The 17,195-nt window shown below is 59.1% G+C and carries 15 protein-coding genes and 4 tRNA genes; 12 read left to right on the top strand and 7 right to left on the bottom strand.

Annotated features, from left to right (window positions below; translation table 11 throughout):
- Positions 1 to 71 precede the first annotated feature (71 nt).
- Complete coding sequence (locus ASC74_RS17705) at positions 72 to 1,094, bottom strand: outer membrane protein assembly factor BamD (protein ID WP_056742801.1); 1,023 nt, start codon at positions 1,092 to 1,094, stop codon at positions 72 to 74.
- Between the two features lie 151 nt (positions 1,095 to 1,245).
- Here ASC74_RS17705 and rluD point away from each other — a divergent pair, with 151 nt between their 5' ends.
- The 8 genes from rluD (at position 1,246) to ASC74_RS17665 (ending at position 8,295) form a co-directional block, all read left to right on the top strand.
- Positions 1,246 to 2,208 carry a 23S rRNA pseudouridine(1911/1915/1917) synthase RluD gene (rluD, locus tag ASC74_RS17700; RefSeq protein WP_007942311.1) on the top strand — a complete coding sequence of 321 codons (963 nt, stop codon included), beginning with the start codon at positions 1,246 to 1,248 and terminating at the stop codon, positions 2,206 to 2,208.
- Positions 2,205 to 2,924, top strand: coding sequence for a peptidoglycan editing factor PgeF (gene pgeF / locus ASC74_RS17695; RefSeq protein WP_056742799.1), 720 nt, complete (start codon positions 2,205 to 2,207; stop codon positions 2,922 to 2,924). Before rluD ends, pgeF begins: the two co-directional genes overlap by 4 nt.
- Before the next feature lie 296 nt (positions 2,925 to 3,220).
- Positions 3,221 to 5,785 carry an ATP-dependent chaperone ClpB gene (clpB, locus tag ASC74_RS17690; protein ID WP_056742797.1) on the top strand — a complete coding sequence of 855 codons (2,565 nt, stop codon included), beginning with the start codon at positions 3,221 to 3,223 and terminating at the stop codon, positions 5,783 to 5,785.
- A 300-nt stretch (positions 5,786 to 6,085) separates the two neighbouring features.
- Positions 6,086 to 6,161: transfer RNA gene (locus ASC74_RS17685), tRNA-Asn, on the top strand.
- Positions 6,162 to 6,170: 9 nt separating this feature from the next.
- A tRNA-Pro gene (locus ASC74_RS17680) sits at positions 6,171 to 6,247 on the top strand.
- A gap of 5 nt (positions 6,248 to 6,252) precedes the next feature.
- Positions 6,253 to 6,328, top strand: a tRNA-Lys gene (locus tag ASC74_RS17675).
- A gap of 97 nt (positions 6,329 to 6,425) precedes the next feature.
- A tRNA-Pro gene (locus ASC74_RS17670) sits at positions 6,426 to 6,502 on the top strand.
- Between the two features lie 167 nt (positions 6,503 to 6,669).
- Positions 6,670 to 8,295: a methyl-accepting chemotaxis protein gene (locus ASC74_RS17665; RefSeq protein WP_056742795.1), complete on the top strand. Its 1,626-nt coding sequence runs from the start codon at positions 6,670 to 6,672 to the stop codon at positions 8,293 to 8,295.
- A gap of 62 nt (positions 8,296 to 8,357) precedes the next feature.
- On the opposite strand, the gene ASC74_RS17660 is transcribed toward ASC74_RS17665, so the two are convergent.
- The 5 genes from ASC74_RS17660 to ASC74_RS17640 form a co-directional block, all read right to left on the bottom strand.
- Positions 8,358 to 8,756 carry an HvfA family oxazolone/thioamide-modified RiPP metallophore gene (locus tag ASC74_RS17660; protein WP_046048811.1) on the bottom strand — a complete coding sequence of 133 codons (399 nt, stop codon included), beginning with the start codon at positions 8,754 to 8,756 and terminating at the stop codon, positions 8,358 to 8,360.
- Positions 8,757 to 9,076: 320 nt separating this feature from the next.
- Entirely contained in the window at positions 9,077 to 10,375 is a 1,299-nt protein-coding gene (locus ASC74_RS17655) for an NAD(P)/FAD-dependent oxidoreductase (RefSeq protein WP_046048812.1), read from the bottom strand.
- Positions 10,376 to 10,435: 60 nt separating this feature from the next.
- A complete protein-coding gene (locus ASC74_RS17650) occupies positions 10,436 to 10,609 on the bottom strand; it encodes a DUF3094 domain-containing protein (RefSeq protein WP_008154890.1) in 174 nt (57 codons plus the stop codon).
- Positions 10,610 to 10,677: 68 nt separating this feature from the next.
- Positions 10,678 to 11,205: an MOSC domain-containing protein gene (locus ASC74_RS17645; protein ID WP_046048813.1), complete on the bottom strand. Its 528-nt coding sequence runs from the start codon at positions 11,203 to 11,205 to the stop codon at positions 10,678 to 10,680.
- Complete coding sequence (locus ASC74_RS17640; protein WP_008154887.1) at positions 11,202 to 11,828, bottom strand: DUF1780 domain-containing protein; 627 nt, start codon at positions 11,826 to 11,828, stop codon at positions 11,202 to 11,204. Before ASC74_RS17640 ends, ASC74_RS17645 begins: the two co-directional genes overlap by 4 nt.
- 251 nt (positions 11,829 to 12,079) lie before the next feature.
- On the opposite strand from ASC74_RS17640, the gene ASC74_RS17635 reads away from it, so the two are divergent.
- The 4 genes from ASC74_RS17635 to ASC74_RS17620 are packed head-to-tail and all read left to right on the top strand — an operon-like array spanning position 12,080 to position 16,591.
- On the top strand, positions 12,080 to 13,447 hold the full coding sequence (locus tag ASC74_RS17635; protein ID WP_056742794.1) for an aromatic acid/H+ symport family MFS transporter: 1,368 nt from the start codon (positions 12,080 to 12,082) through the stop codon (positions 13,445 to 13,447).
- On the top strand, positions 13,444 to 14,664 hold the full coding sequence (locus ASC74_RS17630) for a benzoate/H(+) symporter BenE family transporter (RefSeq protein ID WP_056742792.1): 1,221 nt from the start codon (positions 13,444 to 13,446) through the stop codon (positions 14,662 to 14,664). The genes ASC74_RS17635 and ASC74_RS17630 overlap by 4 nt, the downstream gene beginning before the upstream one ends.
- 17 nt (positions 14,665 to 14,681) lie before the next feature.
- The gene (locus ASC74_RS17625) at positions 14,682 to 15,947 is read left to right on the top strand and encodes an OprD family porin (RefSeq protein ID WP_056742790.1); all 1,266 of its coding nucleotides are present in this window, start codon (positions 14,682 to 14,684) and stop codon (positions 15,945 to 15,947) included.
- On the top strand, positions 15,932 to 16,591 hold the full coding sequence (locus tag ASC74_RS17620) for a methyl-accepting chemotaxis protein (protein WP_442965795.1): 660 nt from the start codon (positions 15,932 to 15,934) through the stop codon (positions 16,589 to 16,591). The genes ASC74_RS17625 and ASC74_RS17620 overlap by 16 nt, the downstream gene beginning before the upstream one ends.
- Positions 16,592 to 16,611: 20 nt before the next feature.
- Here ASC74_RS17620 and ASC74_RS17615 read toward each other — a convergent pair whose 3' ends face one another.
- Positions 16,612 to 16,854, bottom strand: a complete 243-nt coding sequence (locus tag ASC74_RS17615) for a DUF2790 domain-containing protein (protein ID WP_046048818.1) — start codon at positions 16,852 to 16,854, stop codon at positions 16,612 to 16,614.
- Between the last annotated feature and the right edge of the window lie 341 nt (positions 16,855 to 17,195).

Genomic DNA, 17,195 nt, shown 5'->3' with positions numbered 1-17,195 from the left:
AGCGCACAGCGTAATCATCGAGCCCATAAAAAAGGAGCCTCGAAAGGCTCCTTTTTGTACAACCCGATGTGTCAGTCAAACACGCCGAAGGTCATGTAGCTGAACCACGAGCGGTCGCTGTTGTTGGCTTCGGACTCGTGTTGCTCTTCTTCGATCACGTCGCCATTTTCATCTTTAGGCTTGAGATCGTTCGGAATCGCGTCCTTGGCGTCCTGGAACTGCTTCTGCACGTCCTGGTTGGCGCGGGTTTCGCCCGGCGGCAGCGGTGGACGGGATTCGATCAGGCCCAGTGTCGCCTTGCTCAACCACGAACGGTTGTCGGCTTCGGCCACCGAAGGCTGGAACTGACCGTCGACCAGGCTTGGGTGGTTCGGGTAGTTGAGCTTCAGGGTTTCGAGGCTGGTGGCGGCCAGGTCGTCCAGGTGCAGACGCTGGTAGGCCTCTGTCATCACCGCCAGGCCGTCACCGACCGAAGGGGTTTCCTGGAAGTTTTCCACCACGTAGCGACCACGGTTCGCGGCGGCGACATAGGCCTGACGGGTCAGGTAATAGTCGGCAACGTGAATCTCGTAGGCCGCCAGCAGGTTGCGCAGGTAGATCATGCGCTGCTTGGCGTCCGGCGAGTAGCGGCTGTTGGGGAAGCGGCTGGTCAGCTGGGCGAACTCGTTGTAGGAGTCGCGAGCGGCGCCCGGGTCACGCTTGGTCATGTCCAACGGCAGGAAGCGCGACAACAGGCCGACGTCCTGGTCGAAAGAAGTCAGACCCTTGAGGTAATACGCGTAATCCACGTTCGGGTGCTGCGGGTGCAGGCGAATGAAGCGCTCGGCGGCGGACTTCGCAGCTTCAGGCTCGGTGTTCTTGTAGTTGGCGTAGATGAGCTCGAGTTGAGCCTGATCGGCGTAGCGACCGAACGGATAACGCGACTCCAGCGCCTTCAGCTTGGCTGTGGCGGCGGTGTAGCTATTGTTGTCCAGATCGTGCTGAGCCTGCTGGTACAGCTCGACCTCGCTCAGGTTTTCGTCTACGACTTCCTTCGATGAGCAAGCAGCGGTCAATGCGAGGATGGCGATCAGCAGCAGGTGTTTCACTTGCATGGCGGCTTGCGTCCCTATGACGGCCGCTGTCTTGGGCGGGGCCGTCCTGTTATGATGAGCGCCCCGTTGAATAGCCTCGGGGCAAAAGACGCCGTATTTAACCACAAGCGCGCAGCCGAAACCAAAGGCTGTGCCGACGCCTAGTCTGAGCATGTCCGATAAAATTGAACTTCGCGCAGAGGTGCCGTCCGAATTGGGCGGCCAACGCCTCGATCAAGTCGCCGCACAATTATTCGCTGAGCACTCGCGCTCGCGCCTTTCCGCCTGGATCAAAGACGGCCGCCTGACTGTGGATGGGGCGGTTATCCGCCCGCGAGACATCGTTCATGGTGGTGCCATTCTTGAACTCACTGCCGAGCAGGAAGCTCAGGGCGAATGGATCGCTCAAGACATCGAGCTGGACATCGTCTATGAAGACGACGACATCCTGGTGATCAACAAACCCGCGGGTCTGGTGGTGCATCCTGCCGCCGGTCACGCTGATGGCACCTTGCTCAACGCCTTGCTGCACCACGTGCCGGACATCATCAATGTGCCCCGCGCCGGTATCGTGCATCGCCTGGACAAGGACACCACCGGTCTGATGGTGGTGGCCAAGACCATTCAGGCGCAGACACAGCTTGTCACGCAATTGCAGAGCCGCAGCGTAAGCCGGATCTACGAGTGCATCGTGATCGGTGTGGTGACTGCCGGCGGCAAGATCAACGCGCCGATCGGTCGTCACGGTCAGCAACGCCAGCGCATGGCTGTGATGGAAGGTGGCAAGCAAGCCGTCAGCCATTACCGCGTGCTCGAGCGTTTCCGCTCCCACACTCACGTGCGGGTGAAGCTTGAAACCGGTCGTACGCACCAGATTCGTGTGCACATGGCTCACATCAACTACCCGTTGGTCGGAGATCCTGCCTACGGCGGTCGTTTCCGTATTCCGCCGGCAGCCAGTGTGACCATGGTCGAATCGTTGAAGGCGTTCCCGCGTCAGGCGCTGCATGCGCGGTTCCTGGAGCTGGATCACCCGACCACCGGTAAACGCATGAGCTGGGAATCGCCACTGCCGGACGATTTCGTCTGGTTGCTGACGCTGCTCAAGCAAGACCGCGAGGCGTTCATCGGATGAGTGACTGGCTGATTCCCGACTGGCCTGCGCCTGCCGGGGTGAAAGCCTGCGTGACCACCCGTGCGGGCGGCGTCAGTCTGGCGCCGTTCGACAGCCTCAACCTCGGCGATCACGTCGATGACAGCCCCGAAGCTGTTGCCGAAAACCGCCGTCGCCTCACCGATCATTTCTCTATTCAACCGGCCTGGTTAAAGCAGGTTCACGGCATTGCCGTGGCTCACGCAGACCCAAGCCTTACGGCCACTGCCGATGCCAGCTGGACGGCAACACCCGGTATTGCCTGCACAGCGATGACCGCGGATTGCCTGCCGGCATTGTTTTGCGACCGTGCAGGCACTCGCGTCGCGGCGGCCCATGCCGGTTGGCGCGGGTTGGCGGCGGGTGTGCTGGAAGCGACTCTAGACACGCTGGCCGTGCCACCAGAAGACGTGCTCGTCTGGTTGGGCCCGGCTATTGGCCCGCAAGCCTTTGAAGTCGGCCCTGAAGTGCGCGAAACCTTCGTCGAGCAATTGCCCAAAGCCGCCAAAGCCTTTGTGCCGAGTCAAAATGCTGGCAAATTCATGGCTGACATTTATGAGCTGGCGCGTTTGCGTCTGGCCGCTCGCGGTGTCACCGCTGTTTATGGTGGCGGTTTCTGCACCGTGACCGATCCTCGCTTCTTTTCTTACCGCCGCAGTCCACGCACTGGTCGGTTTGCCTCCCTGATCTGGCTGTAGTGCCCTGTCTCACAAATACTGTTCCTTTTTGACGGTGTCTGTTGCCGTCATGCTGCGTTGCCGCTCCTCGCCATAGCGGGCTATGACTCGTCGCGGCGCCTTGCCTGACGACAACAGCCACTCGTCAAAAGAGGAACGTATTCGTGAGACAGGGCACGAACGCTAGACTTAGCTGACCTGCATCAACGTCACGACGCTTGAAACTCCCAGAATCGACCGCATCTATAACGGTATCTGGCAGGTTTCTTCATTCAGGATGTTTTATAGGTCCGGCCTGCTCAAAAGGAAGGTGACCCATGCGTATCGACCGTTTAACCAGCAAGTTGCAGTTAGCCTTGTCCGACGCCCAATCCCTGGCCGTCGGCCTCGATCATCCGGGCATTGAACCGGCGCATTTGATGCAAGCCATGCTTGAACAGCAGGGTGGTTCGATCAAACCCCTGTTGATGCAGGTTGGCTTCGACGTCAACAGCCTGCGTAAAGAGCTGACCAAAGAGCTCGACCAGCTGCCAAAAATCCAGAACCCGACCGGCGACGTGAACATGGCGCAGGATTTGGCGCGCCTGCTCAATCAGGCCGATCGTCTGGCCCAGCAGAAGGGCGACCAGTTCATCTCCAGCGAACTGGTGTTGCTCGCCGCCATGGACGAGAACAGCAAGCTCGGCAAATTGTTGCTCGGCCAGGGCGTCAGCAAGAAAGCCCTGGAAAACGCGATCAACAACCTGCGTGGTGGTGAGGCCGTTAATGACGCCAACCACGAAGAGTCGCGTCAGGCGCTGGATAAATACACCGTCGACCTGACCAAGCGTGCCGAAGAAGGCAAGCTCGATCCGGTGATCGGCCGTGACGACGAAATTCGCCGGACCATTCAGGTCCTGCAACGCCGCACCAAAAACAACCCGGTGCTGATCGGTGAGCCTGGCGTGGGTAAAACCGCCATCGCTGAAGGCCTGGCCCAGCGCATCATCAACGGCGAAGTCCCGGATGGACTGAAAGGCAAACGCCTGCTGTCCCTGGACATGGGGTCGCTGATTGCCGGTGCCAAGTACCGTGGCGAGTTCGAAGAACGCCTCAAGTCCCTGCTCAACGAACTGTCGAAGCAGGAAGGGCAGATCATTCTGTTCATCGACGAACTGCACACCATGGTTGGCGCCGGTAAAGGCGAAGGCTCGATGGATGCGGGCAACATGCTCAAACCGGCATTGGCGCGCGGTGAGCTGCACTGCGTCGGCGCGACCACGCTCAACGAGTACCGCCAATATATAGAGAAGGACGCAGCCCTCGAACGACGCTTCCAGAAAGTGCTGGTGGACGAGCCGAGCGAAGAAGACACCATCGCGATTCTGCGTGGCCTGAAAGAGCGTTACGAGGTTCACCACAAGGTGGCGATCACCGACGGCGCGATCATCGCTGCGGCCAAGCTCAGTCATCGCTACATCACTGATCGTCAGCTGCCGGACAAAGCCATCGACCTGATCGACGAAGCGGCCAGCCGCATCCGCATGGAGATCGACTCCAAGCCGGAAGTGCTCGATCGTCTGGAGCGTCGTCTGATTCAGCTGAAGGTGGAATCCCAGGCGCTGAAGAAAGAAAGCGACGAAGCCGCGATAAAACGTCTGGAAAAACTCCAGGAAGAAATCGTCCGCCTCGAACGTGAGTACTCGGACCTGGAGGAAATCTGGAACGCGGAAAAAGCCGAAGTACAGGGCTCTGCGCAGATCCAGCAGAAAATCGAACAGTCCCGTCAGGAACTGGAAGCCGCGCGCCGAAAAGGCGACTTGAACCGCATGGCCGAGTTGCAATACGGGATCATCCCGGACCTGGAGCGCAGCCTGCAAATGGTCGACCAGCACGGCAAAACTGAAAACCAGTTGCTGCGCAGCAAGGTGACCGAAGAAGAGATTGCTGAAGTCGTTTCGAAGTGGACCGGTATTCCGGTGTCGAAAATGCTCGAGGGCGAGCGCGACAAGCTGATGAAGATGGAAAGCCTGTTGCACCAACGTGTGATCGGCCAGGACGAAGCCGTGGTCGCGGTCTCCAACGCGGTACGGCGTTCGCGGGCCGGGTTGTCCGACCCGAATCGCCCGAGTGGTTCGTTCATGTTCCTCGGCCCGACCGGTGTCGGTAAAACTGAGCTGTGCAAGGCGCTGGCCGAGTTCCTCTTTGATACGGAAGAGGCGATGGTGCGGATCGACATGTCCGAGTTCATGGAGAAACATTCCGTGGCTCGTCTGATTGGTGCGCCACCAGGCTATGTAGGCTATGAAGAGGGCGGTTACCTGACCGAGGCGGTGCGTCGCAAGCCTTATTCGGTGATCCTCCTGGACGAGGTCGAGAAGGCCCACCCGGACGTCTTCAACATCTTGCTGCAAGTGCTGGAAGATGGCCGACTGACCGACAGTCATGGCCGCACGGTGGATTTCAAAAATACCGTGATTGTCATGACATCCAACCTGGGCTCGGTGCAGATCCAGGAATTGGTCGGTGATCGTGAGGCGCAGCGTGCGGCAGTGATGGATGCGATTTCCACGCACTTCCGGCCGGAGTTCATCAACCGGGTCGATGAAGTGGTGATCTTCGAGCCGTTGGCTCGGGATCAGATCGCGGGCATTACCGAGATCCAGTTGGGTCGTCTGCGCAGTCGCCTGACCGAGCGCGAGTTGAAGCTTGATCTCAGCCCTGAGGCCATGGATAAGCTGATCGCGGTGGGTTACGACCCGGTTTACGGCGCACGGCCGCTCAAACGAGCAATCCAGCGCTGGATCGAGAACCCGCTGGCGCAGCTGATTCTGTCTGGTCGTTTCATGCCGGGCGATACCGCCAAGGGTGTCGTGGAGAACGACGAAATCGTCTTCGTCTGATTCACGGCGGCAGCAAAATTGAAGAGGCCTCGCATTGCGAGGCCTTTTTTTCGCCAGGCTGTTGAACTGAAAGGAAAAGGCTTGTAAAGTGCGCCCCGCAGTAAGTCGCCCTGAAGGGTTCCAGCTCCCCAAGCCGGAATCTGAAATAAGTTGCAAATCATTAACTTGAAAGCAATTTAGGGGGTTGACAGAGGTGCTTAAGATTGTAGAATAGCGCGCCTCAGACACACGAACGCAGCGATGCGAACGGGTCGAAGAGAACGCAGTAAAGCTTCACCGTTGTAAATTGAAATATGTAGTTCCGTGATAGCTCAGTCGGTAGAGCAAATGACTGTTAATCATTGGGTCCCAGGTTCGAGTCCTGGTCACGGAGCCAATTTCAAGCCGGGGTATAGCGCAGTCCGGTAGCGCGCCTGCTTTGGGAGCAGGATGTCAGGAGTTCGAATCCCCTTACCCCGACCATTTTTGGGTCGTTAGCTCAGTTGGTAGAGCAGTTGGCTTTTAACCAATTGGTCGTAGGTTCGAATCCCACACGACCCACCATTTTTGAAACCAGTTCACGCTGGGATCGGATCTTAAGATCAGAGGCCAAAAGCACTGATCGAAGAAGGCGACTTTTTAAAGGTCGCCTTTTTATTACCGGGGTATAGCGCAGTCCGGTAGCGCGCCTGCTTTGGGAGCAGGATGTCAGGAGTTCGAATCCCCTTACCCCGACCATATTAAAAATCCTCGTATCGAAAGATACGGGGATTTTTTTTGTCTTCGATTTTTTGTCTTCGAGAAATAACACTTCAGTCATCGTACAACTTGCCGATAACGAGGCGACGGGGTACTGCCGAAACAACGCCCCTTACCCAAGCCACTACAAGAAAAGGGCGTTCGTTATGGTGCTTCGTCAGTTAAATATCGCTCCTCGAGCAGCCTTGGGGTTTGCCCTGATTGCCGTATTGGTCGCGTTGCTCGGGATTTTTGCCCTGGGGCAGATGTCGAGCATTCGCGACAGCGAGGTCGCGGTGGAGAAACAATGGCTGCCGAGCATTCGCGGTGGTGACGAGATCCGCGAAATCATGCTGCGCATCCGCACTATTTCCCTGCGCATGGCCCTGGATCAGGACCCGAAGAACATTCCGGTCTACCGTGGCCAGATGGACACCCGCGATAAAGAGTTGAGCGAAAAAATTGCGGCGTATGACAAGTTGGTCAACACCGCAGAAGGCAAGGCCTTGTATGACCAGTTCAAAACCACCTTCGCGGCTTATCGTGCCGGTATTGCCCAATCTTTTTCCCTGGCCGAACAGGGGCGTCATGACGAATTGACCAAACTGCTGCTGATCGACATGAAAACCGTGGTCGATGGTTCCGGCAAACAGCTCACTGACCTGGCGGATCTGTTCGCCAAACAAGTCGCCGCCGAGAGCCAGAAATCTGCAGCGCATTACGAAACGTCGCGAATGATCGTCAGCCTGTTCATCGCGTTGGCGGCGTTGGCCACCGTCGGCCTCGCCATGCTGCTGACCCGCAGTATCATCAAACCGTTGAGCGAAGCGCTGGATGCCGCGGAAAACGTGGCACGAGGCGACCTGACGCGTCCCATCGAAACCCATGGCAACGATGAAGTGAGTCGCTTGCTCAAGGCGTTGGCGACCATGCAGCACAATCTGCGTGAAACCTTGCAAGGTATCAGCGGCTCGGCGGCGCAATTGGCGACAGCGGCTGACGAGTTGAATGCGGTCACGCTCGACAGCACGCAGAACCTGCAACAGCAGAACAACGAGATCGAACAAGCGGCGACGGCTGTCACTGAAATGACCACCGCCGTGGAGGAAGTCGCTCGCAACGCGGTGTCGACCTCCGACGCCACGCGCCAATCCAGTGAGTCCGCGCACGCCGGCCAGGAGCGGGTCAGCGAAACAGTCACGGCCATCGGCGCCCTGGCCAGTGATGTACAGATCACAGGCGGATTGGTGCAGTCCCTGGCCAACCAGTCTCAGGACATCGGCAAGGTTCTGGATGTGATTCGTGCGATTGCCGAACAAACCAACTTGCTGGCCCTCAACGCTGCCATTGAAGCGGCGCGCGCCGGGGAAAGCGGTCGAGGTTTCGCGGTGGTTGCCGACGAAGTTCGCGCTTTGGCTTATCGCACGCAGCAATCGACTCAGGAAATCGAGCAAATGGTTCAGGGCATGCGCAACGGCTCAACTCAGGCGCTGGATTCCATGCACGCCAGTTCAACCCGTGCGGCCAGCACATTGGCCTTGGCCGAGCGTGCTGGCGAAGCATTGCAGACCATCACCGCGTCGGTGCATCAGATCCACGAGCGCAACCTGGTGATCGCCAGCGCTGCCGAAGAACAGGCGCAGGTGGCAAGGGAAGTGGATCGCAATCTGGTGAATATTCGCGACCTTTCGGTGCGATCTGCCGCCGGGGCGGATCAGACCAGCGCGTCCAGCCATGAGCTATCTCAATTGGCTAATGCCTTGCAGGGCATGGTGCGGCGCTTCCAGCTTTAAATGTTCCAGACGCAAAAAAGCCGCGCTTCTCGATGGAAAAGCGCGGCTTGGTTCTAGGAAGTTTAGGCGCCGTCTTGGTCTTTCAAGTGCTCGAACAGGCCTTTTGGCATTTTCTTGCCATTGGCTTCGTAGTTGGCCTTCACGTTGTCGAAAGCCTCTTGCTCGTCGATGAAGCCGTCATGGTTGGTGTCGATCTTGTCGAAATTGGACTTCGGCGCGACTTTCAGGAATTCCGCACGGGAGACCTTGCCGTCGCCATCCGTGTCGGTTTTTGCCATCGACGCATCGCCACACTTGCCTTCGCCACATTTACCTTCAGGCGTCTTCACGACCTGTTCGGCCGAGGCCAGCAGGTAACCCTGAGTCAGAGGTTGCGAGGCGAACACAGCGCCGGACAACATCATGCCACCGGCCAGAACAGCGCCGAGCAAACCGATAGTGTTTTTGGTGGTACGGGACATTTCAATACTCCTGGGTTGCACGACACAACCGTTCGATAAAGGACGCCACGTCAGTGCGGCGATAACCGTAGCGGGCGGGGTGCCTTGCTCGGGTGTGGCCATTTAGCGGGCGTGGTGTATCGCTACTGTGTCGCGCAAGGGGGGAGTTTGTAAGCGAAGAGGATGAAACGGCAGGGGAGATACAGTGAGACACACATCTACAAGGCAATGAATAACAAATGTGGGAGCGGGCTTGCTCGCGAAAGCGGTGGGTCAGGCAACATTTACGTCGACTGACACGCCCTCTTCGCGAGCAAGCTCGCTCCCACAGTGGATGTGTATCAGTGCAGTTTGAGTCGCGGCTCAGTCCCGCGCCCGATCTTGCTGCCCAACATCAACATCGCCGTGCGAAACGCGCCATACAGCGCCATCTGGTGCATGCGGTACAGCGACACGTAAAACATCCGCGCCAGCCAGCCTTCCAACATCACGCTGCCGGTGAGGTTGCCCATCAAGTTACCCACAGCCGAAAAACGCGACAGCGAGATCAGCGAGCCGTAGTCGGTGTATTTGTACGCCGGCAGAGGTTTGCCTTCGATCCGCAACTTCAGTGATTTGGCCAGCAACGAAGCCTGTTGATGCGCAGCCTGGGCGCGCGGCGGCACATTGCGATCGGTGCCCGGCTGCGGGCAGGCCGCGCAGTCACCGAAGGCGAAGATGTTCTCGTCGCGGGTGGTTTGCAGGGTCGGCAGCACTTGCAGCTGATTGATCCGGTTGGTCTCCAGGCCATCGATGTCCTTGAGGAAACCCGGTGCACGAATCCCGGCCGCCCAGACTTTCAGGCTGGCGTTGATGACTTTGCCATCGGCGGTAATCAGGCTGTCGGCCGTCACTTCACTGACGGCGGCATTGGTCATGACGTTGACCCCGAGTTTCTCCAGGGTTTTATGCACAGGCCCGCCGATACGTTCCGGCAGGGCTGGCAGCACCCGTGGCCCGGCTTCGATCAGCGTGATGTGCATGTTTTCCGGTTTGATCCGGTCAAGACCATAGGCGGCCAATTCATGCGCGGCGTTGTGCAATTCGGCGGCCAGTTCGACCCCGGTAGCGCCGGCACCGACGATGGCGACGCTGATCTGCTCGACCTTGTCGGTCTGCCCGGCATGGGCGCGCAGGTAGTGGTTGAGCAATTGCTGGTGGAAGCGCTCGGCCTGTTTGCGGGTGTCGAGGAACAGGCAGTGTTGCGCCGCGCCCTGCGTGCCGAAATCGTTAGTGGTGCTGCCGACTGAGATCACCAGCGAGTCGTAACCCAGTTCACGGGCCGGGACCAGCTCCACGCCGGCTTCGTCGTAGGTGGCGGCCAGCTGGATTTTTTTCTGTGCGCGATCAAGCCCGCTCATGCGCCCCAGCTGGAACTCGAAGTGGTTCCATTTCGCCTGGGCAACATAGTTGAGTTCGTCTTCGGAAGAGTTCAGGGAACCTGCCGCCACTTCGTGCAACAGCGGTTTCCAGATGTGGGTCAGGTTCGCGTCGACCAGCATCACACTGGCCGTGCCGCGCTTGCCCAGAGTCTTACCCAGACGGGTAGCCAACTCCAGACCGCCGGCGCCGCCGCCAACGATGACAATACGATGAGTCATAGGGATATCTCGCAAGGCTAAAAGAAATCGGTGCAATTACCCGAGCGAGCGCGATGCAGCTCATAGCGTCAGGTAACTGATAAGTCGGCTCAACAGGCCTAAACCAATGGTCACTGCCAACACCACCACCAGGAGCATCCACGGCCGGAAAGGCCGGCGCTCGACTTGGTGCTGGGACAGTTGCAGGTACTCTTCGACATGCTTTTGGTCGTCTGGGTTCAGGCGGCTGGTCATATTGGGCCTCGTCAGGGGTAGACGTTGCTAAATGTGTAGAAGCTACAAGCAGGCTGCTGTGCAACATGTTAGCCCGCATTGAACGGAGCATAGCCGCTGGCCGGAATGGGCTCGACGCTCACTGTGTCGTCCAGGCGAATGATTCCACTTTGTAACACCCGTGCGGTGATTCCGCCATGTCCGCGAACGGCCTGAAAGGTCCCGGGGCCGAGGTTGTTCTCAAGGCGAGCGCAGGGTTGGCACCAGCCGGTGGTTTCGAAAATCGCCTGGCCAATCCTGAAGCGCCGCCCCTTGAGACTGAAGAGATTGATGCCGCTGACGACGATGTTGCGTCGCAAATCCTGCGCTGACACCGGCTGATCCGCCGGCCGGCCCATCAGCGAATTGATCACCGCCAGATGCTCCCATTGAATCAGCGTGACCTGCCGCGCATTGCGTACGCCGGGACGCGTGTGATCACCGGTCAAACCGGCTTCAAGCCGCGCCTCCACGGCATCGAGTTCGATCATCTGAGAACGTGACTGCGGCCGCACGCCGATCCAGCGAACGCGACCCGTTTGCGGCACTTCGGCAATCAGTTCCTGCAATGGACTCACAGGCTGATCCCGACGTCGAAAACAATGCTGCGACCCAGGTTGCTGCGCAGGAAATCCGGCGCATCCGGGTGCGCGAACAGCACACGGGCGAAAGTCGGGCCGACCAGCGACAACGAGCGCCAGCCCTGGCGCAGGTATTCGGTCGGCGGCGGGAAATGGCTATTGAGGTCCAGCACTTCGCGCTTGAGGCTGGCGAAGGCGATGATGTCCAGTTCGCCCAGGTCCATGCCGCGTTCTTTGTAGTTGTGCGCTTTTTTGCGCAAGGTCGGCGCCAGTCTCAGCAAGAATTCATTGGCCGGAATGCGCCGGGGCTTGGCCTCGCGGCGCACCAGCGAACTCAGGGAAAACGCGCTGCGTCGGCGCTGCAGTTCATCGCGCCATTCGTCGTTGAGGCGTCGGCCTTCATCGAGCACGAAAAACACTTCGAAACTGGCGTCACGAAACAGCACGTCCGGCGGCTCCCCGGCCGGGGCGAATTCGTCGGCGCGATAGGGAATGTTCAGGCCTTGCAGCAGGCGCTGACAGACCCAACGCTCACGCTCCCATTTGCGGGCATTGGACAGGAACGCGTTGGCTTGCTCGGCCGCGATGGTCAGCAGGCGTAAATAATCTGAGTCATCCATAAGCCCAAGCTTAGCGTTCAAATGCGATCGCAAAGAAGACAGTTTATCGGAGAGGGTCTGACCTGCCGGATTTGCGGCCTGCCATCCCCGCAACACTCCTCATCCCGCGCCCGGTTCAGGGCCTTGCACAAAACGGATAGCGATCTGCGCAAAGCGGATATTGCCCCGTGCCTGGCGCCTCTACCCTCGGCTGTACGGACGTTAGCCGTGTTGCCGACGCTCTTAAAAAATAACAACAAGAGATAAATGCCATGCGCAAGATCGACGTACATGCGGTTATCGACAACGCACGATTCAACCGCTTCCACTGGATGGTGCTGTTCTGGTGTGCCCTGATCATCATTTTCGACGGTTACGATTTAGTGATCTACGGCGTAGTGCTGCCGATGCTGATGAAAGAGTGGGGGCTCAGTCCCCTGCAAGCGGGCGCGCTGGGCAGTTATGCACTGTTCGGGATGATGTTCGGCGCGCTGTTCTTCGGCCCGCTGTCGGACAGGATCGGCCGCAAAAAAGCCATCACGATCTGCGTGATGCTGTTCAGCGGTTTTACCGTGCTCAATGGTTTTGCCCGCAACCCCACCGAGTTTGGCCTGTGCCGGTTCATTGCCGGGCTCGGCATTGGCGGGGTGATGCCCAACGTCGTGGCGCTGATGAACGAGTACGCGCCGAAGAAAATCCGCAGCACGCTGGTGGCGATCATGTTCAGCGGCTACTCGGTGGGCGGCATGCTCTCGGCAGGGCTCGGTATCGTGCTGATTCCGAGTTTTGGCTGGCAATCGGTGTTTTACGTGGCGGTGCTGCCGTTGATGTTGTTGCCGCTGATCATGTGCTTCCTGCCCGAGTCGGTGGGCTTCATGCTGCGTCAGGGGCGCAATGAAGAGGCGCGCAACATCCTGCAGCGGATTGACCCGGCTTACGTCGCGCAAACCGGCGATCAGCTGCACATGAGCGAAGTGAAGGGCACTGGCACCCCGGTGTTACAATTGTTTCGCGAAGGTCGTGCGCTGCGCACGCTGATGTTGTGGCTGGCGTTTTTCTGCTGTTTGCTGATGGTCTACGCCTTGAGTTCCTGGCTGCCGAAACTGATGGCCAACGCCGGTTACAGCCTGGGCTCGAGTCTGTCGTTCCTGCTGGTGCTCAACTTCGGTGCCATTTTCGGCGCGGTCGGCGGCGGTGTGCTGGGAGACAAACTCAACTTGCCGCGGGTATTGGCGGTGTTCTTCGCCGTGGCTGCGGTGTCGATCACCTTGCTGGGTTTCAACAGCCCGATGCCGTTGTTGTACCTGCTGATCGCCATTGCTGGCGCCACCACTATCGGCTCGCAGATTCTGTTGTACGCCTGCGCTGCGCAGTTCTACTCCATGACCATTCGCTCCACCGGTTTGGGCTGGGCGTCGGGTATCGGGCGCAACGGTGCCATTGTCGGACCGCTGCTGGGCGGTGCGTTGCTCGGGATCAGCCTGCCGCTGCAACTGAACTTCATGGCCTTTGCCTTGCCCGGTGCGGTGGCCGCGATTGCCATGACCGTGTTCGCCATCAGCAGTCGGCGCAGTGCTAAACAAGCGCTGTCGGGCCTGCGCCATGGTTCGCTCGACGGGTCTGTTGGCGAAGCTTCATGAAAACGTTCGTCCGGGATTTTTCCCTGTCTGCGGCAGTCGCCGGATTTATCGCCACGGTGATTTCCTACGCAGGCCCGTTGGTGATCATCTTTCAGGCTGCCGAAACCGCGCACCTCTCGCGAGAGGTGCTGTCTTCCTGGATCTGGGCGATTTCCATTGGCAGCGCCGTGCTCGGCATCGGTCTGAGCCTGCGTTACCGCGTCCCGGTGATCATCGCGTGGTCGGCGCCGGGTTCGGCGTTGCTGGTGGCACTGTTGCCGGGGATCTCCATGCCGGAAGCGGTAGGCGCCTATCTGGTCAGCAGCCTGATTATCTTTCTGGTCGGGGTGTCGGGGGCGTTTGACCGGATCATCAGCAAACTGCCGGCGGCGATTGCGGCAGCGATGCTGGCGGGAATTTTGTTCAGCTTCGGCACCGGGTTGTTCGTCTCGTTGCAGGGCAAGCCGTTGCTGGTGCTGGCGATGTTTGCCACGTACCTGATCTGCAAGCGGGTGATGCCGCGGTATGCGGTGTTGATGGTGCTGCTGGTGGGTTGCTCGATGGCTTTTCTCGCCGGTGATTTGCACAGCGAAGCGTTGGTGATCGGGTTGGCCACGCCGGTGTGGATCACGCCCGCGTTCAGCCTGAGCGCGACCCTGAACATCGCCTTGCCGCTGGTGATGGTGGCGCTGACCGGCCAGTTCGTTCCCGGCATGGCGGTGTTGCGCGCCAGCGGTTACGCAACACCGGCCGGCCCGATCATCGCCAGCAGTGCGTTGGGCACGGCGCTGTTGGCGCCGTTCGGTTGCCATGGGCTGAATCTGGCAGCCATCACCGCGGCGATTTGTACCGGGCGCGAGGCCCATGAAAATCCCGGCAAACGCTATGTGGCCGGGGTTGTGGGTGGGCTGTGTTACCTGGTGCTGGGGATCTTCGGCGCCACCCTGGTTTCACTGTTTTCGGCGTTCCCCAAAGAACTGATCGCAGCCTTGGCCGGGCTGGCGCTGTTTGCTGCGATTGCCGGGGCGTTGGCCGGCGCAATGGCTGTGCCGAATGATCGCGAAGCCGCGTTGATGACCTTTCTGACCACCGCGTCGGGTATGTCGTTGTTGGGTTTGTCCGCCGCTTTTTGGGGGCTGATTTTCGGCATGGTCACCCATTTGTTGTTAAACGCCCGTCGTCCCGTTCCCCGCCGCGAGTCCGCTGCGGCTGAAGCACTTCAATCTGTCGATCAATAAAAATAAGAGAAAAAACGATGAAACAAATTCTTCCAACCGGTTCAGTGTTGTCCATGGCTGTCGTCTCGAGTTTCTCCGCCGGTGCGATGGCGGCCGAGAGTGGCTTCATCGAAGACACCACGGCGACCTTGCAAGCGCGCAATTACTATTTCAGCCGGGACTTCTCCGATATCGTCGGGGCCAACAAACAGTCGAAGGCCGAAGAGTGGGCGCAGGGCTTCATCCTCAACGTCAAATCCGGTTATACCCAGGGCCCCGTTGGTTTTGGTGTGGATGTCATTGGCCTGCTCGGCCTCAAACTCGACAGCAGCCCGGACCGGGTCAATACCGGTTTGCTGCCGGTGCAGGGTGACGGGCGCGCGGCGAATGATTACAGCCGTCTGGAAGGCGCGTTGAAGGTGCGTGTCTCCAAAACCGAACTGAAGGTGGGCGAACTGCAACCCAACCTGCCGGTGCTGGCCTTCAGCGATATCCGTTTGCTGCCGCCCAGCTATCAGGGCGCGAGCATCAGTTCGAACGAGATCAATGGCCTGACTGTGCAGGGTGGCCACTTGAGTTCGACCAGCCTGCGCAACGAGGCTGGCGACGAAAAGATGCAAGCCATGCTCGGTCATGTACCGCAGCGTCAGGTCAGCAGCGATGGCTTCAACTTTGCCGGCGCCGATTACGCTTTCAACGATAAACGCAGCTCGGTCAGCGCCTGGTTCGGGCAACTGGAAGATATCTACAACCAGCGTTTTCTCGGCTTCAAGCACAGCGAGCCACTCGGCAACTGGATCCTGGGCGCCAACCTTGGTTATTACGATTCGCGCGAAGATGGCAAGAAGCTGCTGGGCAACATCGACAACCAGGCGTTCTTCTCCTTGCTGTCGGCCAAGCGTGGCGGCCACACGTTCTATGTCGGCTATCAGGGCATGTTCGGCGACAGTGCCTTCCCTCGGGTGTTTGCCAACATCAGCCCACTGGGTAACGAGGTGCCGACCTACGAGTTCGCCTTCACCGATGAGCGCTCCTGGCAGGCGCGTTACGACTACGATTTCGCCGCCCTCGGCGTGCCGGGGCTGACCAGCACCGTGCGCTACATCACCGGCAACAATGTCGATACCGGCAAAGGGTTCGAGGGCAAGGACCGCGAGCGTGATCTCGATCTCGGCTATGTGCTGCAGAGCGGCAGCCTCAAAGGCCTCGGGATCCGCCTGCGCAACGCGATGGCTCGCTCCAACTACCGCAGTGATATCGACGAGAACCGCTTGATCCTCAGCTACACATGGACGCTGCTATGAACCTTGAAAAAGAACAACCCACTTACAAAATCGGCTTGCAGGTCAAGCTGGAGCAGTTGACCGAGTCCGTGCTGCAAACTGAGGAAGACATGCGCTTTGCCAATCAACTGGCGCGCACGGCAGGTGAACGGGTGAAGGCGAGTGCGCTGAGCATGCAGTCTTCGGCCAGTGTGCTGGAAGATCTGAACCTCTACATGCAGCGTCTGGATCAAGTGTTCGACGAGCTCGGCACTCAGTCGATGCGCATCGGCGCGATTGTCGGCAGCATCCAGGACATTTCCCGTCAGACCAACCTGTTGGCGTTGAACGCAGCCATTGAGGCGGCGAGGGCGGGCAGCCATGGCCGAGGGTTTGCGGTGGTGGCCGATGAGGTGCGCAATCTCTCGCGTCAGGCCGCGGACTCCAGTGCGCAGATCCGGCAAATCGCTACGGGGCTGGAACAGTCCGCTGAACAGGCACGCCAAGGTCTTCAGCAGTTGTCTGGTTCTACACGTCTCGGCCTGGAAAAGGCCGGAGTGGCTCTGCACTCGATGGGCGAACTGCAAAGCGGTGCGGTTGCCAGGGTCGAGGTGGTCGAACGCATCATGGTGCGCCTGGCCGGCCTGCATGATCTGGCCTTGCAGGCGAAACGAATGATCGTGTGAGTCGTGCAATGTTCCAGTGATTACAGGTTGCTGGTGCAGTCACCCATGACTTCGTACGTCACGCGATGGGTCTGGCCTTGATGATCGACATACTCCATGGCCGCCGGCACAACCCCGCAGGCGGTCGCGGTGTTCGACACTGAAACCACTTCGGCGATGTCCAGCGGTTGTGCCGGGTTGTACGAGGTAGCGGCGGGTTCGCTGCCGGCGGCCATGGCCGAGGTGGCGACAACGGTCAGAAACAGGCTGATCAGGGTTTTCATTTTTCTGTGCTCCGTGTGGGTTCTGATGTCTGAATTCTAGTCTTTGCCCGCGATCGATAAAGGGGCCTGGGTTTGATTCAGCCTTACAGAAAACGTAACAATCGCTGGGTTTTTGATCGGGTACATATCCGTTTTTTCGGTAAGGGCGGTTGGCGGTTTCGCTTTTACAGCGAGTCACTTTCGAAAAGCCTGCGCGGCCCGGCGGAAAGTAACCAAAGCGCTTCTGCCCCTGTCGTTCGGTGCCTCGCCTAGGCTCGGCATGCCCTCGCTCCGGTCCTGCTCCGTGGGCCCGCCGCCATCGGCCATCCATGGCCGGGGGATCGGCCATCCATGGCCGGGGG

Source organism: Pseudomonas sp. Root329 (assembly GCF_001424925.1).
GTDB classification, from domain to species: domain Bacteria; phylum Pseudomonadota; class Gammaproteobacteria; order Pseudomonadales; family Pseudomonadaceae; genus Aquipseudomonas; species Aquipseudomonas arabinosi.
This window is presented reverse-complemented; position numbering and strand designations above follow the sequence as displayed.

Coding starts and splice junctions, on each gene's coding strand:
- ASC74_RS17660 (WP_046048811.1), bottom strand. CDS start 8,756: ATGTCCCGTACCACCAAAAACACTATCGGTTTGCTCGGCGCTGTTCTG.
- ASC74_RS17635 (WP_056742794.1), top strand. CDS start 12,080: ATGCGCAAGATCGACGTACATGCGGTTATCGACAACGCACGATTCAAC.
- rluD (WP_007942311.1), top strand. CDS start 1,246: ATGTCCGATAAAATTGAACTTCGCGCAGAGGTGCCGTCCGAATTGGGC.
- ASC74_RS17655 (WP_046048812.1), bottom strand. CDS start 10,375: ATGACTCATCGTATTGTCATCGTTGGCGGCGGCGCCGGCGGTCTGGAG.
- pgeF (WP_056742799.1), top strand. CDS start 2,205: ATGAGTGACTGGCTGATTCCCGACTGGCCTGCGCCTGCCGGGGTGAAA.
- ASC74_RS17705 (WP_056742801.1), bottom strand. CDS start 1,094: ATGCAAGTGAAACACCTGCTGCTGATCGCCATCCTCGCATTGACCGCT.
- ASC74_RS17665 (WP_056742795.1), top strand. CDS start 6,670: ATGGTGCTTCGTCAGTTAAATATCGCTCCTCGAGCAGCCTTGGGGTTT.
- ASC74_RS17620 (WP_442965795.1), top strand. CDS start 15,932: ATGGACGCTGCTATGAACCTTGAAAAAGAACAACCCACTTACAAAATC.
- ASC74_RS17650 (WP_008154890.1), bottom strand. CDS start 10,609: ATGACCAGCCGCCTGAACCCAGACGACCAAAAGCATGTCGAAGAGTAC.
- clpB (WP_056742797.1), top strand. CDS start 3,221: ATGCGTATCGACCGTTTAACCAGCAAGTTGCAGTTAGCCTTGTCCGAC.
- ASC74_RS17630 (WP_056742792.1), top strand. CDS start 13,444: ATGAAAACGTTCGTCCGGGATTTTTCCCTGTCTGCGGCAGTCGCCGGA.
- ASC74_RS17625 (WP_056742790.1), top strand. CDS start 14,682: ATGAAACAAATTCTTCCAACCGGTTCAGTGTTGTCCATGGCTGTCGTC.
- ASC74_RS17615 (WP_046048818.1), bottom strand. CDS start 16,854: ATGAAAACCCTGATCAGCCTGTTTCTGACCGTTGTCGCCACCTCGGCC.
- ASC74_RS17640 (WP_008154887.1), bottom strand. CDS start 11,828: ATGGATGACTCAGATTATTTACGCCTGCTGACCATCGCGGCCGAGCAA.